Origin of the sequence: Novipirellula galeiformis (assembly GCF_007860095.1) — a bacterium.
In the GTDB taxonomy this organism is placed as follows: domain Bacteria; phylum Planctomycetota; class Planctomycetia; order Pirellulales; family Pirellulaceae; genus Novipirellula; species Novipirellula galeiformis.
The window spans coordinates 20,153-36,163 of record NZ_SJPT01000011.1; the positions used below are offsets into that span (position 1 = coordinate 20,153).

The window sequence follows — 16,011 nt, forward strand, 5'->3', positions numbered from 1 at the left end:
CTAAGTTAGGTTCCAATGCCATCAACGGTGTTCCAAAAGCCACCACGGCTATGGTCAAACCGCAACTTGGATCCGCGAAAGGATTCGTCGAATCCACGTATTGTATTCCAGACGCAGTGGCCGTGGACATAAGTCGCTACGGGCCATCCTTGTAAAGTTTGTCCATCCCACGGGCTCCAGCGAGATTTGGTGTGTTGCTCGGCATCACGGATCGTCCGCGTTTCGCTCAGATCGACCAACACCAAATCGGCGTCATAGCCCGCTTCGATCCGTCCTTTGCCGACCATGCCCCAAACTCGGGCCGGTGCGTCGCTCATCCACGACGCGACTTGGTTTAGCGTGCAGCGTCCTGCGTTGGCTTGATCGAGCATCAACGCCAAGCTGTTCTCGACGGCGGGCAAACCGGAGGGGCTTTGCGGATAGGGCTGCGATTTTTCTTCCAAGGTGTGGGGGGCGTGGTCGGTCGCGATGACTTGAATCGTGCCGTCGAGCAATCCTTGCCAAAGCCCGTCGTTATCCGCCTTGGTTTTGATCGACGGATTCATCTGAATGCGACTGCCCAGTCGCGGGTAATCGTCGACGTTAAAGAACACATGGTGCAAACAAATTTCTGCGGTGATGTAGGGCGACGCATTGGCTAATAGCGGCAACTCGGCTGCGGTCGAGACATGCAGCACGTGAAAGCGATGTTGATGGCGACGAGCCAATTCCGTCGCTCGCTTGGTCGCGATCACCGCCGCGTTTTCGTCGCGAATGCGCGAGTGGTCGGCGATGTCGGTCGTTCCGGCTAACCGCTCGGCGTTGGCACGCACGGTGGCTTCGTCTTCACAGTGGGCACAAATCGGCAGCTCGGTTTCGGCAAAGATCCGTTCCAGTGCCTCTTGCTCGTCAACAAGCAGGTTCCCCGTGCTGCTGCCGATAAAGATCTTGATCCCCGGAACGTCCGTTGCTTGCTTGAGTTCAGCGACGTTGTCGGGGGTGGCGCCGATGTAGAACCCGTAATTGACTCGCGATTTTTCAGCCGCGATCGCTTCTTTGTCACGAACTCCTGCCAACGTGATCGCAGGCGGCTTGGTGTTGGGCATCTCCAGGAACGAAGTCACCCCGCCAGCGGCACAGGCCCGAGAGGCCGTCTCGAGGTCCTCTTTGTGAGTCAAACCGGGGTCGCGGAAATGAACTTGGTCGTCGATCACGCCCGGCAGCAAGTGACGGCCGCTGCAGTCAATAATCTGGTCCGCTTGTACGTTAGGGCCTGCGTCCACGTCCAGAATTTTGCCCTCCTCGATCAGCACCGATCCTGGGCGGACCGAGTCAGCGAGAACGACGTTGGCATTTCGAAATAGGATACGGGACATAAGGCCTTCCAGACGCAAGCGAGAACAAGAAACAACGGGCTCGTGGGTGTCAGGATAGCAGTCGAGGCGAGGAGTGAGGAGTGAGGAGTGAGGAGTGAGGAGTGAGGAGTGAGGAGTGAGGAGTGAGGAGTGAGGAGTGAGGAGTGAGGAGTGAGGAGTGAGGAGTGAGGAGTGAGGAGTCGCTGCTGCTAAACCAGCTGTAGCGGTTAAGGACGCTAGGCCAACGCCATCCTCCGGTTGGCACTAGGCCCAGATGCCGGCTTCTTTCATCTGCTTGCTCGCGGTGCCAGCCCAGTCTCGGTTTGCCGCCGGCGATGCAGGACTGGGGTGAAGGATACGTGAAAGTTGGGCCTCGCAATCGATCGCTTCCATCGAACGCTTCAAACAACTTTCGGCATATGCCCCCACGCCGACGACATGCGCCGGGTTGAGGAGCTTGATTAGACGCTGCAAATGGGCGTCACAGATATTGTCGAGCAACTGTCGTTCGGCAGCGGGTAATTTATCGGGCGTTCGATTACGAGCCGATTCTTCCATGAACACCAACGGGCAATAGTTGACCACGAAGTGGTCTTTGAAGAACAGATCAGCCGTCTTGAAACGCTCGCGGAACAAGCCCCAAAGCCGACGGCCACTGACTTCGCTTTTGGGACACTCGAATCCTTGGATCGGACGCTTGGGATGTTCGTGTTCCGGGCGATCGATGGGGGCATGGATGCCGATCCAATTTTTGACCGACTCGATCTCGCCAAACGGTACCCCGGTTTGCGTCATCCCCCACGGCCCAGGGTTCATGCCTAGAAACATCACCTTGATCCCTTTCTCGTTGACTTTCTCGATGTACGCTTGATGGGCCTTCCAGGCGTAGCGCAGCGGGTTGTAGACGTGCGTCACCGGTTCGGCGAAGGAGAGCGAGTCGACGTCGTCGCGCAGTTGGCGAGCGGCAGCAATGAGTTGAGCGTGAAGACTCGGTTTCTTTTTAGCCATTAGAGAGTTTCAGGTCCTTCGGACACGGTTTCGAGTTCGGTTTTCTGGGGTGCGGGAGGATCCTGAGTGACGCTGGCAAACAGGTCTCGCGACTGACTCAAGATCATGATCTTTTGCCAGATTTTGCGACTCATACTGGTGCTCAGTTGTTCGATCTCGGTGACGGCGGCGACCGAATGAGCGTCGTCGAATCGCTCGACGTATAATGCCGCAATCTTGCCAACCAACGACAACATCTCGCTGCAATAGTCCAGGTAACGACTGAGCAAGAACGGCGTCATGTTGTATTTGGGTGAGTGATCGGTCGCCTGCCAATTTCGCAAAATCCGTTCGGGATCTTTGGTCAATTGATGCATGTCGATGATGTGGGCGATCGATCGTAACTCGTGAACCGCCGCCAACGCTCGTTTGCGTTTAATCCGCGTTTCCAAACTGATCAAAAAGTACAAGGCGATGCCGACAAACACGCCACCGTTGATGCCGGCGTCAAAGGTTTGAATGAAGTCCATCGGACTGACTTCATCGGGTTCCAAGCGAACGACGAGCGCTCCGTAGAAAATCAAAACCGCCAACAGACTGAACGCCAACAAGTAACCGACCGCGCGAATCCACAAGATCGGTCGCCCAATCCAGGCGGAACGCGATGCCGCTTGCAGCGAGACTTGGTGAAGTTGCCCGCATAGCTTGCCCAGCCCACAATCAGGAAATCGCTCGTCGATCCGCACTTGCAGCATCGCGACCGTTTCCACGATGCGGTCATCACGCAGTCTCAGCAGATCGTGAGGCTTTTTTGCGACGTAGTCGGTTGTTTCGTTCATTCGTATGCGTCTCGCAGAAAAGCCGGAAGGGGTGTTTCGCTCCGCATGACAAACCCGATCGTGGTGCGGGGAATGGCAGGGCGTGAAGCCTATCCCACAATCTCAGGCTGGCTGACTGGGCTACTAGACGGCCATGTATTCTTCGATTGCATCGATCACGATGTCTTCGGGTGGAGTTCTGCCCACCCACTTTTCGATGCATTGGCAAATCATACCGACTCGGCGCTGGTCGATGTTCATCAAGGTAACGTTGAAATTCGAGAGCGTTTCGGCCACCGCCTCGCTATTGCTAAGGTCAATCACCAAGCACGTGGGGCTCAAGCCGGATGCGTCTTCGATTTCCAGTGCCACCGCATCCGCATCGATCTCGCCAACCAGGATGATATCGGCCGTAGCGATCGATGGCCTGTTCGAGTCCGCTTGATCTTCGGATGAAGGGTCGGATTCGGCCAAAGCTTGTTTCAGCGTTTCGCGAAACGGTTCGGGAAATAGCGTGTCGAGGTCGCGGCGGATTTCGCCAATGACACAGGCTGAAGCGGTGGAATCGTTTCCTTTGGCTGAAAGATGGGCAAGGATCTGAGCCGAAATCCATTGACTTTCCGCGTCAAATCCAAGCAGTCCCGAGCTTTGGGAAGTGGAGGCTTGTAGACCCGAGCGGGCAATCGGATCACGATAGAAGCAATCGAGTACCACCGGACCCGATGGATCGGGAAGATGACCGGCGGCCCAGCACGCTGCGGCGCTGACCAAATGCGGGCCCAACAAAATCCCGCGCACTCCGAGCACCTCGAGGCCCGCTAGTGCGATCGGCAAATTTTCGGGCGAAACGTCAAACGACATCACGCGCCAATCGAGCTTCATTGCCGCAAAGGCACGCTCGATGGCAAGTTGTGAAGGATTCCCGGCAATCGGGTGGCCTAGCACTGCGATGATCGGTTCGGTGGTACCATCCATGTTTCAGTTCGCTTTTTCAAACCAAACCTGAGGAATTTCAAGTGGACTCGGGGAGACATGAAACCTACTTGATTCCATTGCTAAACCGAAGGGCGCTGACCCTCTTGGGCGGGGGAATGCTGGCCAACATTGTGGCGGTTTACTTGCTTGCAAATCCGGATCATGGAATCACAGAGAACGAGGAGGTGAGCGACGTCTTTCGTTACCTCGTTAAGGGAACGGTGCTGGGAAGTATCGCGGTAGCGTGCTGGATTGCGACCGCTGCTCGGCCGCCGGTTTTGCGATACGCAGGCCAAGCGGCACTGATCCTGGTCGGTGTGACGTTGTATTGGAAAACGTTTCACGACGACCCTTGGATTTCAACGTTAATTGATACGATGGGGATCGTCTCTGTCCAAAATCTTCTGTTTGCTTGGTTTTGGGTACCCCACTGGAACGATCCCCGTCAGTCAAGCGAACGGATGCGGGGGCAATTTTCGATTGCCTCCCTGATCGCAATCACCGCGGCTTTCGCATTCCTGCTGGGTAGCGCCCGCCACTTTTCGCCCCCGATTGAACCCGTCCAATACTGGCCGGTTCTGTTTGGAATTTGGGGAGGCATGCCGGTGATGGTCACCTTGGTCTGCCAAGCCATGCTCGCTCCCTCGTTTCGCTACCGTGTTGTCCGCTTGTTGGTCGTGGGGTTGCTCGCCATCTTGGGGAGCTTTGTGTTGGCGTGGTTGGAACTTGAATTTGCCAAGCGGGGTAACCCGTCGGGCAACCCATCCGACAACCCATCGGCCTCGAGCTTGCTGCTCTACCGAATTCATTACCTGATGGTGTTGAGTGGATACTTGTTGGCATTCATGGTTGCTGGCATCGCAGCCCGTGCGAGTGCACCGAAGTCTGCGATCTAGCGTCGTCCCTGCCATCGGCGCCCACGCCGCGGCGGCTCCCTCCGGTCAATTGACTATTGGCGTGCGGCATCGATGACGGCATCGACGACGAGACGATCGTCGTATTGAGTCAATGTGACTTGACCGCCACGAAACCAATGCATGATCGGATGGACATAATCCAAGGGCGGATTGGTTGGGATCGCATTGCCCTGCCAAACGGTGCTGGTCCATTGATCGGATTGAGGCAAGAATTCGTATTGGCCCCCGAGCGTGCATTGCAAATCGGTGTTGAAGATCGCTTGCGTTGCCGTCAATGCTTCGGCCGGTGGAACGCGTAGTTGGCGCGACAGCATGCCGAGGAAATCCGCTCCAGCGCGACTGCTCGTTGCGGAGCGTTGATACAATTGGTTGGTGACCCAGCCTTCGAGTTGGCTGCCGCGCAAGTTTCCGATTCGACCGCGCAGCTGTGCGGCATCCTCCACTTCGACCGATGCCAAGAAGGGCAAACTCGCCGTTAGCAAATCGGGATAGAACGACAGCACACTGAACCCGCCGCCGGTGTATCGATAAATACCGCCCAGCAAACGAGTCATCCCAGGTCTCACCGGCGTGCCTCGGCCGAGCCCTAGCGGCAATCGGTCAATCATGCCTGGCAACGGCCATGCGCCGATGTAACCGGGTAATTGTTTCAGGGCGCGAAACGTCTTGATTAGCCCATCGAAATCATCGGGATTCGGCGGGTTTGAGTCTTTGATCGCAGCAAATAGATGCGTCGGCGGACCCAGTTGTTCTGACACCACGTGCGCCTGGGCCGCGACAATGTCGTCGGGAGCGAACTGCATCGCGACTCGGGTAGGCGGTCCAAGTTGTTGAGCGTATTTTCCGTATTGAGCCGGCGACCAAGGAGCAATCTCGGCATGGATCGCCAGCCGCTCGATCTTGGCGTTGCGGTCGTCGCCGGCAAACATCGTTTTCCGCTGGACACCGGCCATGATCGGATCCATGTGAGGAAACCGCGAACTGTAGCTGGCTGCGATCTGCGAGTACCAATCGGATTCTTCGGCGGTCACGTTGCGCAATTCCACATCGGCAATTGGCAGAAACGTGCCGCGTCCGCCGCGGCGAGTGTCGATCAGATCCTCGCCCACTTCGACGATCCCGCTGGCGTCGGCACGCTGGCTAAAGTTATTGGGCAAGTACCCCAAGTGAATCAATTGATCGATCGAGGGGGTCGGCGTCCCTTCGGCCGCTGCCGCCAACTTGGCCAGCTGCACCAGAGTGATGTCGGACTTGGCACCAGTCCGTCGCCGCAGCTCGATCAGGTATTCGGGTGACACCAGACCTTGCAACATTTGTGGTGAAAAGTAGGTGAAGATGGAATCTTGGCGTTCCAACGGCATCAGTCGCCGCGCCAATTGGAACTCCGATGTGGCCGCGAGCGATTGGCCATCTTTGCCAACTTGGACAAACCGTTTAACGAGCGTTTCGCTGTTAGTGACGAAGATATAGTTGCCATCCTCGACCATGTAGGATCGCACTCGATTGTCGGCGCTGTGCAGAAACGAGACCGTTTTTCCAGCAATCGTCGTCTCCTCAAGCTGGATTGCTTCATCGGAGTTGGCTCGATTGTTGCGATCATTTTGCAGCGAACTGCGAAACAGAAAGGCGTTCTTGACGTGGAACAGCACGCCTAGGGTCGCGCCTTCGTTGAGGAACAAATCTCGCCCGATGATCGCTTGATCTTCGATCACGGTCGGGCCAAGCAGCCGCGACAGCTCGTTCATGTGCAAATGCAATTGCGATTCAATGGCCTTGGTGCCTTGGCTGCGAAATCCACGCAACGTCGCCATTCGCGACAGATCGCCTCCGTATTCTTCGGAAAGGTCACGAAACCACAAATAGTTTTCGAAAGAGCCGTAGCGGATATAAAAACACTCCGGAGGCACTCGCGTCGCGATCGGTTCCATAAACGTGGTGTCGTTCACATCGCCGGGGGCGTTGCCCGTTGGAATCGGCTGGGTCCATCGTGGCGCCGGGGGAATTGAAACTTGGCGACTCATGGCCGGCGGAACTTGATGTCCCGAAGCAGTGCGGCGAAACATCGCCTCGGTCGCTTCCTCGGCGCCCGCAATCAACTTCAACGTTGACACCAGCGCATCCTCGGTCTTCGACTCGGTTTCGAACCACGATGGCAGCGGAAGATGCAAGCGTCCCGAAAGCATCGCGACCAAATAATTTTCGACCCACGGGGGATAGTCGCCAAGGTCGATTCGCGTTTTAGCGGCCGCGGTGTAATCGGACCACCACTGGCCCAACAGCTGAGCGTGGGGCGTGTCATTCGATTCGGGGCGAAGTTCATATTCACCGATCACACCCGTTGCATCGCTCACGGTGATGAGCATCGGCGCGCTGCCCTGGAACAAGAACGAGACACGGCGGGCCACCGTCTCTTCGGTCTCTTGGTCATCGCTGGTGATTTCGCGGATCAATTTTCCCACCCGCCTGAGCAATCGGCCTCGTCCTGGCTCGGGAACGGGACGCTCCGAAGGCGGGATGACCTTGACCCGGACCTCCTGCCCAACCGGATAAAACACTCGTCGCTGGGCATCACTGACGCGGAGCGGGGGCTGTGTCCCCACCGATACCGGGGCTGCTAAAGGGATCTCAATCGTGGCGACACCAAACGGCTCGCCGACCTGCGCGGCGGCCAAGATCTCGACCGCCTCACCCGACGAAGGGACCAGCAGCAACGACAGGGCAACGAGCGACGCTAAACGGGGGGCGAGAGCCGTCGTACCGACATGCCGATCCGCGAACTGCCCCCGACAACGGCCAACCGCAGGCGACATCGAAATCGTTTTCCAGCTAAATTTCATGAGCGATTCAATCTTTCTCTGCTTGGGGGTCGTCACCCGTGTTTCTTGGGTGATAATGGCACGAGCGTTTCATTATTAAGACCGACCGTGCAACAGGATAGGGCGATGGCTGATAGTCCATCACGAAGTGGCGTTTTTCAAGCTAAAACCGACAAGCGATTGGAAGCTTTTGCCGAGAGCATCAGTTTTGATCGACGTATGTATCACCAGGATATTCGGGGGTCGATCGCGCATGCAGACATGCTCTGCAGCGTCGGATTGCTGACCCCCGAAGAGTTTTCGACGATTCGCGACACTTTGCGAGAAATCGAAGCCGAAATCGAAGCCGACGCGTTCCCCATTCGGTTGGAACTCGAAGATATCCATATGCATATCGAGCAGGCCTTGATCGACCGCATTGGCGATGTGGGGCGAAAGCTGCATACCGCGCGAAGTCGCAATGACCAAGTCAGCACCGACGTGCGAATTTGGATCCGCGAAGCGCTCGACCAAGTCGACGCTCGTTTAGCCGACCTTCAGCGTGCGTTTCTGAGTCGCTGCGACCGCGACTTCGATGTGATCTTGCCCGCCTACACGCATCTCCAACGCGCTCAACCGGTGATCGCTCCTCATTACTGGTTGGCTTACGTCGAAAAGCTGCAACGCGACCGGGGGCGTGTGGCAGATTGCCGCAAGCGACTCAACGAATGTTCCCTCGGGGTGGCTGCCGTCGCGGGGACCACGTTAGAGATCGATCGAGAGCAAACCGCCAAGGCGCTAGAGTTCGACCGTCCGACCGCCAATAGCTTGGACACCAGTAGCGATCGCGACTTCATGCTCGAAAGCGCATTCGTGCTCTCGGTGATCGCTTCGCACTTGAGCGGTTGGGCCGAGGAATGGATTTTGTGGAGCACGGTCGAATTTGACTTTATCAAATTGCCACAAGCATTCTGTACCGGCAGCAGCATCATGCCGCAAAAGGTCAATCCCGATACGCTTGAGTTGACGCGTGGCAAGTCGGCGCGGGTGATGGGCAATTTGCAAACGTTGATGTTGTTGGTCAAGAATTTACCGTTGGCGTACAATCGTGATTTGCAAGAGGACAAGCCGCCAGTGTTCGATTCGTTCGATACGGTGATCGCCTCGCTTGAGCTCGCGATCCCGATTGTCGAAGGCTCGGAGCTGCGTCGTGAATCGATCGCCAGCCGATTGGAACGCGGCTACTTGGATGCCACCACGTTGATGGAATGGATGATCCGCAAAGGCATGCCTCAGCGCCGTGCCCACCATCTCGTCGGTGCGATCGTCGGTGAAGCGATGGAGCGAGACGTACCGCTCAGCGAGTTGCCCTTGGAGGCAATGCAGATGCACGCACCTGAGATCGATGATTCGGTATTTGAGATTCTCGGCAGCAAGAACGCGGTGAACGCCTTCGTCAGCTATGGATCGTCCGCCCCGGCGCAGGTGCGAAGCCAGGTTGAGCGTTGGAAATCGCAATTGGCGAGTTCCTAAGGGGCAACGGTCCACTTTGGATTCTTAGGACCGCTGATTGCTCCATAGCGAAAGCAGTTCGACGAGATGCTCGGTCGCCTCGACCATTTCGTCGAGGCAGGCGAATTCGCGGACGCTGTGAATGTTGTGCTGGCCGCTCGACAGATTTGGCGTCGGCAATCCTTTCTCGGTCAATTGACTGCCATCGGTCCCGCCGCGAACGATCTCGCGGCGACACGGACGGCCGAGATTCTTAAACGCTTGCTCGGCAAACTCAACCGCTTGGGGAAGCGTTTCCAAGCCCTCGCGAAGGTTGCGGTATTGACGATAGATCGTGACGTCCGCTTTGACGCCGGGCGTTCTCTTTGCGGCGGTTTCCGCAGCGCTGCGAACGCGATCGGCATACCCCACCAAATCATCGGAATCAAACGAACGCAGGATCAACTCCACGGTCGCTTCGCCGACGCCTCCGTGGATCGCGTGGGGATGGATAAACCCTTGGCGATCTGAGGTGGTTTCGGGCGTCATCTCTTGGCGTGGCAAATCCGCGACGAAATCGGCCGCCGCTCGCATCGCATTGACCATCACCCCTTTGGCGATTGCCGGATGTATGTTGTTGCCGGTGAACCGCACCGTGGCTCCATCAGCCGAGAAGGTTTCGACATCAATGTCTCCGGCGCCACCTCCATCGATCGTGTACGCGACCATCGCATTCAATGCCGGCAAATCGATTTTGTCGGTACCGTGCCCAATCTCTTCGTCACAGGTAAACAACACACGAACGTCACCGTGTTGCAAATGAGGATTCTCGATCAAGGTCTGAGCGAGCTCCATGATGATGGCGATGCCCGCCTTGTCGTCACCGCCCAGCAGCGTCGTCCCGTCGGTCGTCACCAACGTCTTGCCGATCATCGATTCGAGCTCGGGTGTTGCGGCACAGGAAATCTCGATTCCCGCGGGCAGCCGAATGTCGCCTCCGGGATAAGACTCGATCACCTGGGGCGAAACGTTCTCGCTGGGGGCTTCGGGTGACGTATCCATGTGCGCGACCAAAGCGACCACGGGGCTATGCCCTCCGTTGGTTGCGGGAATGGTCCCCCACACCAAAGCGTTCTCATCCATCCGAGCGTCCGTGATACTCATTTCACGCAACTCTTGCTCCAAAAATCGAGCAAGCGTCCGCTGTTTTTGCGAGCTGGGATATTGATCGCTATTGGGGTCCGCAGCGGTGTCGATCCGCACGTAACGCAAGAAACGCTCGAGCAGCCGTGTTGAATTGATCGTGACGGTAGGGGGGTGTGTCATGGTTTATCGCGTTGACTGGATTAGCGTGTGAACGAGGCCAAGTTTTGATATCTTTACGGCAAGTGACACCATATTAAGAGAGAATCGTTGACGGTTTAAGGTTACGGCGTAAAGATTCGGACGAAAGCGTGCCACGCGCCCGCGACTCCACTCGCTGAGCTCCCGCCGACCTGCGGATGACTCTCCACACTCATCCTTGCCTTGCCCACGGCGCTGCGAGGTTACCTCCAGTGAAACAATCCCATGACCGAAAAAGTCGCCCATTTCATTTTCGATGTGGAAAGTATCGCGGATGGGGAACTGATCGCGGACGTCCGGTACGGTGGCCAAGGGCTATCGCCCAAGAAAGCGATCGAGACCTATCAAGATGAGTTGGTCGAGCAAAACGGCACCACCTTTATCCCCCATACCTTCCAAATTCCGATCTCGGTCGTGATCGCCAAAGTGGCTGCCGACTTTAGTTTGATCGACATCGTTTCCTTGGATGAACCCCACTTTCGTCCGCACGTCATCACGGAGCACTTTTGGCGTGGTTGGGAGATGTATGGCAAACCGCAATGGGTCACCTTCAATGGCCGATCGTTCGATCTGCCGGTCATGGAGCTTGCCGCGTTTCGCTATGGCATTTCAGCGGCCGCTTGGTTCAAGTCCGATGGCTATCGGTCGCCGCGAAATCGCTTTACCACCGAAGCTCACTTGGATTTGCAGGAATTGCTCACCAATTATGGCGCGGCGCGTTGCAATGGTGGTCTCAATCTCGTCGCCCAATTGGTCAAAAAACCCGGCAAGATGGATTTGCGAGGCGACCAAGTTCAACAGCAATACGATGACGGCAACCTGTTAGAAATCAGCGATTATTGTCGCTGCGATGTGCTCGATACCTACTTTATTTTCCTGCGATCAATGGTGTTGATGGGCAAAACCACGCTCGATAACGAAATGGAGTTGGTGCAAAAAGCGAAACAGTGGATCGAAGCTCGAGCCGATTCGTCGGAAGCCTATACCGCCTACTTGAACGCATGGCGCGACTGGGAAAAGCCAGCGGATAAGGTGCTCGAACCTGCTGAAACGCAAACGGGCGAGGAACCAACGGACACAAAAGAAACACTCGCCAATGACGCCGCAGACGACAAGCCACAGGATTGAACCCAACTGTAAATGCTAGCAAACAGCGACTTCGAGAACTCACCTTTACCTCGCGGTCGTTTTCTGGCTAGGGTCTTCTTTTGGACAGATCGTTCAACACTCCATCTTAATTCTTGGATTGGTAGGTAGCCTTACTCAGGGCGCGACAATGGCTAGACAGGGACGTCTTTGCCGGCACGGTTCACTCATCGCTCTCCTTTTCCGAGCGAGCCTCAGTTGCTGCGCGTTGATTTGCAGTTTCAGCGGCAAGCATGCCAGAGCGGCAGATCCGATTGCGAACGAGGCCGTCAAGCCGATTCGAAACGAAGCGTTCCAGGAGCAAGCTCGAGCTAAAAAACTCGACCTCCATCTCGAACTCCGCTGGGCGGCGCAAACGGCTCAGCATTGGAGCGTCGACGTTGACGTCGTTGATCCCGATGCTGCGGCAGCGATTTCGGAGCTACGTAATTTTTGTGCCGATGCCACTACTTGTGGCGAGATGCAGCTTTCCAAATCGGCCCCCCATTGGCATCTTCACTCCTCCGTTGCCATGGCTTCGGGCGGGGCGAGTTTCCGGGTGCAAGCCTCCTCCGCCGCTGAACTTGTGATCACAACGAAGGCTCATCCGGGCATGCCCTCCGCGGGTTCCTCGTCCGCGGGTACGCCTTCGGTGGGGGCCTCGTCTGTGGGGGCCAGCGATCCGGCGGTGGGATCTTCGGCGACCCAAACCGTCACACCGTCGATAACACGGTTGCCGATTGCGCAACTCATCGCAAACTCCTTCTCGAGCGAATCGGGGCCGCAATGGACGCTACAGCGTTCGGCGAGCGACTCGCTCCGCGTATCCGCCGATCCCGCTGGGGGCCTTTCACGCTCGAGTTTGGTATCGCAGCCCAATGCGGAGATTCGGTTGCATGTCCGTGGCAACTCGGTTCAAGTTCCTAGCGAGGGCGAAGTCCGTGTGCACAGTTCCGTGGTGCGTGTCGCGGATCACCATGTGGTAGCGACGCAAACCTATCCGATGCCGCTGGACGCGGATGGCAACAGCGGTCCGATTGAGATCCAACACCTCACCCCTAGCGAACCGGGGGTTTACGAAATCCGTTGTGAATTGGAGCAGGGCCAGAATGCATTGTGGTCTCGATTGCGTCGCCGCAGCGATTCGATTGGACGCACCAACTATGTCTTCGTGGTGCCACCGCCCGCGGGATCCTTCAACGGCAACATCAATTTTGAAGCTTGGCAAACCGTCGCAAAAATCAAACCAACCGATGGCTCGGAGTGGACCGTTCCCACCTTCCTCAGCACCCGTAACAATCCTTTGATTCCATCGAGCTTGATCAAGCATGACGGTTCTCGTTCGGATGGGGGCGATGCGGGGCAAAAAATCACGATTGTGCCGAGCGGCAAAACCTTTGAGACCAGTCTCGCGAAGCTGCGTAGCGGTCTTCCTCATCATATTACCGTTCGTTATTCCGCAGAACGCGACATTCATGTTCACCTGCGATTGACGAGTGGTTCAAGCGACAATCCCGCTTTGACGAATTATGTCCTAAGCGATGAAAAGCGAGCGGAAGACCGTTATCGCGAGGATCCACATCCGTGGCGCAGCCAATCGTTCCTTTATTATCCTCAAGGAAACGATCAGCTGCGTTTAACGAACCTCGACCTCGACCAGGACGCGGCGATCGAATCGATTGAGATCAAGGTGGGACCTTCCCATTTCGCATCCGCTGCGGTGATCTCGACGAGTGCTCCTTCACGGCTTTCCACGTTGAACCTCAGCGACCTCGCTTGGCCCCAGGCGTTTGCAAGCGATGAAGTGAAGCGTTTGGCGAAATCCGATTTTGGGCACGCCGCGATTTCCTTGCACCAATTATTTGTTGCGACCGAGCGGTTAAAGGAATATGCCGCCCTTTCGGGGGTCAATTCGATTTGCGTGTTAGCAAACGAAGGTGGGGCAGCGTGGTTCCCGACAGCTCAATTTGCATCCAACCCGATTTCCACCGCGTCACCCAACCACAACGTCCAGTCGCAATACCTCGACCTATTTCTGAGTCTGATGGATGACAGCGACCTGCGTGTGATCGTAGGCTTGAATCCATTGATGGCGTTTCACGCTGTCGAACAGGACCGGTCGCAGTCGTTCACCGCCGAGCGTCCAGCGCCCTACAACCTGCTCGAACCGGTCGTGCAGCAGACCCTTTTGGCTTTGGTCCAAGAGGTCACTGCGACGTCGAATCGACACACGTGCTTTGCCGGATTGGCAATGCATTGCAGCGGTTCGAGTCATGCAGCCGCATTTGATCCCACCGTTGCTCCGAGCGATTCGACGCTGCGGCAATTTGCGATCGCCGCTGGTAAGCCTGACGCATCGATCGCGGAGGTGCGAAGTTGGATCGGCGAAGACCAGCAAGCATCGCTGCGTCGGTGGGCGATCCAATCGAATCGCAATTTCTATACATCGATGGCCAATCAAATGCCGGGCAAATTGTGTCTGATGATGGGGTTGCCAGCCCGCCATTTGTCGTCCGAACCGGGCGTGTCGTTAGTCGACATGGCATGGCCGTCAACGAATTCGAACTTGGTTCCGTTGATGTCGCAGGCCCATGAGGGCTGGAATTCACTCGCCCAACAAATTGACACTCAACAGCACAGCGTCCAACATTTAACGATGCTGCAACCGATCGCGGGTCGGATTGGATTGACGATCACACCCGGCCGAATCCAGCGTGTAATGCAGGACTCGCTTTCCCAAGACACCGTTCCCATCAATTTCCCCACGGTGATTGACCGATCGCTTGCAGCTCAATTGAGCCGCTGGATCGATCGACTGGATCCCAAAGTGGTGATGGTGGACTATGGGACGCTACGGGGGAATCTGTCGCGAGACCTGCGTCCTGTACTGATTAGCCACAGTGCGTTACCAAGTCGACCGATGAAAGAATTCGGTTCACCGGATCAAGCCTCGCAAACGGTTCAAGTTCGTTGGGGTGTCGAAAATCAACATTTGATCTTAAGCCTGACCAACCATGCGCCTTGGCCTTGCGAAGTCGACTTGATCTCGAAAAAGGCGATCGGTTGGAGCGTGATTGGCAACAGCGCGGCGTCTCCGCGTCAAAGTGCCGACAAATTGACATCCACGATTGATTTGAATGCCGGCCAAATCAAGGTCCTGCGTTCGGAGCTTCCCGAGACATCGGATAGCCTTGCGACTTGGTTATCACGGGTCCGTGGCGGCACCACCACCGTTGATCAAATCAAGTCCGATGTGACGGTCGTCGTCGAACGGTTGGGAATGCTTGCCGACAGCGAACCGTACGATGCGTTGTCGAATCCAGGTTTTGAAGTCGTGGGCGGCATCGGGATCACGGGATGGATGCACGCTCAGTATCCCGAAGGTGCCGTTCGTCTGGCGGAGGACGAGGCCATCGAAGGGAAGCGTTCACTTTGTCTAACGACCGCCAACACGATGGCCACCAAGACGTGGTTGGTCAGCGAAACGATCACGCCACCCAAGACCGGTCGCATGGCGGTCTCGTTGGCATGCCGCAGCGAAGCGAGCGAGGCGACCACGCCTCACCGCGTCCGGGTCTCGGTCGAAGGAACTCAAGCGGGAGTTTCGTTTCGATTCTCTGAAGAGGTCGATGTACCACGAAACGGACAATGGCAACCGCGTAAGTCATTGGTGGAAGCCGACTTAATCGATCCGATGACGGTCGAGTCGTTGCGGATCACCATCGACAGCCTATCGCCTGGGAAATTGTGGATTGACGACGTTCGCTTGCATGACTTCTTTCCGATGAACAAAGAGCGAGCTGAGTTGCAAAGTCAAGCGTTTTTGGCGGTTCAAGGATTACAGCGAGGCAACTTGGCTCCGTCGTCGCGGCTGTTGAAAAACCGTTGGGCTCAGTTCCTGTTGAATGACACCCGAGTTCGCCCTCAGCCGGTGATCCAAAACACGCTCGAAGAAGAAGAAGTTGCGCCGCTGGGCGTGGCCGAGCGAATCAAGGGCTGGCTGCCCAAACCGATACGCTTCTAGCGCCAATTTTGTCTCCAGGCGTCCCCCACGCGAAACCGTTCGTAGCGTTTCTTGCGCATGCGAGTGCCACTCCGGAATCGAGTTGGCGTACAATGGCCCGCAGACGCCGCCTTTGTGCCATCGACTTTGGTAGCCCTGCGCCGCTCCGCGACAACAAGCATCCGGTGAGCGCCAAGGTCGATGGCATTGGGGGCTGCGTGC

Annotated in this window: 10 protein-coding genes; 4 read left to right on the plus strand and 6 right to left on the minus strand. The window is 56.6% G+C overall.

Annotated features, from left to right (window positions below; genetic code table 11):
• Positions 1-5 precede the first annotated feature (5 nt).
• From Pla52o_RS23060 to Pla52o_RS23075, 4 genes are all read right to left on the minus strand, one after another.
• On the minus strand, positions 6-1,355 hold the full coding sequence (locus Pla52o_RS23060) for a dihydroorotase (protein ID WP_146596998.1): 1,350 nt from the start codon (positions 1,353-1,355) through the stop codon (positions 6-8).
• A 243-nt stretch (positions 1,356-1,598) separates the two neighbouring features.
• On the minus strand, positions 1,599-2,342 hold the full coding sequence (locus Pla52o_RS23065) for a uracil-DNA glycosylase family protein (protein WP_146596999.1): 744 nt from the start codon (positions 2,340-2,342) through the stop codon (positions 1,599-1,601).
• Positions 2,342-3,160: a hypothetical protein gene (locus Pla52o_RS23070; protein WP_231612581.1), complete on the minus strand. Its 819-nt coding sequence runs from the start codon at positions 3,158-3,160 to the stop codon at positions 2,342-2,344. Before Pla52o_RS23070 ends, Pla52o_RS23065 begins: the two co-directional genes overlap by 1 nt.
• Before the next feature lie 123 nt (positions 3,161-3,283).
• Positions 3,284-4,114 (minus strand): hypothetical protein, encoded by an 831-nt coding sequence (locus Pla52o_RS23075; RefSeq protein ID WP_146597000.1) that lies wholly within the window; start codon positions 4,112-4,114, stop codon positions 3,284-3,286.
• Between the two features lie 68 nt (positions 4,115-4,182).
• Here Pla52o_RS23075 and Pla52o_RS23080 point away from each other — a divergent pair, with 68 nt between their 5' ends.
• Positions 4,183-5,010 carry a hypothetical protein gene (locus tag Pla52o_RS23080; protein WP_146597001.1) on the plus strand — a complete coding sequence of 276 codons (828 nt, stop codon included), beginning with the start codon at positions 4,183-4,185 and terminating at the stop codon, positions 5,008-5,010.
• 53 nt (positions 5,011-5,063) lie between these two features.
• Here the strand turns inward: Pla52o_RS23080 and Pla52o_RS23085 are convergent, their stop codons facing one another.
• Positions 5,064-7,868, minus strand: a complete 2,805-nt coding sequence (locus Pla52o_RS23085) for a hypothetical protein (protein WP_146597002.1) — start codon at positions 7,866-7,868, stop codon at positions 5,064-5,066.
• 105 nt (positions 7,869-7,973) lie between these two features.
• Here Pla52o_RS23085 and argH point away from each other — a divergent pair, with 105 nt between their 5' ends.
• The gene (argH, locus tag Pla52o_RS23090; RefSeq protein WP_146597003.1) at positions 7,974-9,359 is read left to right on the plus strand and encodes an argininosuccinate lyase; all 1,386 of its coding nucleotides are present in this window, start codon (positions 7,974-7,976) and stop codon (positions 9,357-9,359) included.
• 24 nt (positions 9,360-9,383) lie between these two features.
• Here argH and pepT read toward each other — a convergent pair whose 3' ends face one another.
• Complete coding sequence (gene pepT / locus Pla52o_RS23095) at positions 9,384-10,643, minus strand: peptidase T (RefSeq protein WP_146597004.1); 1,260 nt, start codon at positions 10,641-10,643, stop codon at positions 9,384-9,386.
• A gap of 243 nt (positions 10,644-10,886) precedes the next feature.
• On the opposite strand from pepT, the gene Pla52o_RS23100 reads away from it, so the two are divergent.
• Positions 10,887-11,789 (plus strand): 3'-5' exonuclease, encoded by a 903-nt coding sequence (locus Pla52o_RS23100; protein WP_146597005.1) that lies wholly within the window; start codon positions 10,887-10,889, stop codon positions 11,787-11,789.
• A 226-nt stretch (positions 11,790-12,015) separates the two neighbouring features.
• Positions 12,016-15,810: a hypothetical protein gene (locus Pla52o_RS23105; protein ID WP_146597006.1), complete on the plus strand. Its 3,795-nt coding sequence runs from the start codon at positions 12,016-12,018 to the stop codon at positions 15,808-15,810.
• Positions 15,811-16,011: the final 201 nt, after the last annotated feature.

Coding starts and splice junctions, on each gene's coding strand:
- Pla52o_RS23065 (WP_146596999.1), bottom strand. CDS start 2,342: ATGGCTAAAAAGAAACCGAGTCTTCACGCTCAACTCATTGCTGCCGCT.
- argH (WP_146597003.1), top strand. CDS start 7,974: ATGGCTGATAGTCCATCACGAAGTGGCGTTTTTCAAGCTAAAACCGAC.
- Pla52o_RS23075 (WP_146597000.1), bottom strand. CDS start 4,114: ATGGATGGTACCACCGAACCGATCATCGCAGTGCTAGGCCACCCGATT.
- Pla52o_RS23070 (WP_231612581.1), bottom strand. CDS start 3,160: ATGAACGAAACAACCGACTACGTCGCAAAAAAGCCTCACGATCTGCTG.
- Pla52o_RS23060 (WP_146596998.1), bottom strand. CDS start 1,355: ATGTCCCGTATCCTATTTCGAAATGCCAACGTCGTTCTCGCTGACTCG.
- Pla52o_RS23085 (WP_146597002.1), bottom strand. CDS start 7,868: ATGAAATTTAGCTGGAAAACGATTTCGATGTCGCCTGCGGTTGGCCGT.
- Pla52o_RS23100 (WP_146597005.1), top strand. CDS start 10,887: ATGACCGAAAAAGTCGCCCATTTCATTTTCGATGTGGAAAGTATCGCG.
- pepT (WP_146597004.1), bottom strand. CDS start 10,643: ATGACACACCCCCCTACCGTCACGATCAATTCAACACGGCTGCTCGAG.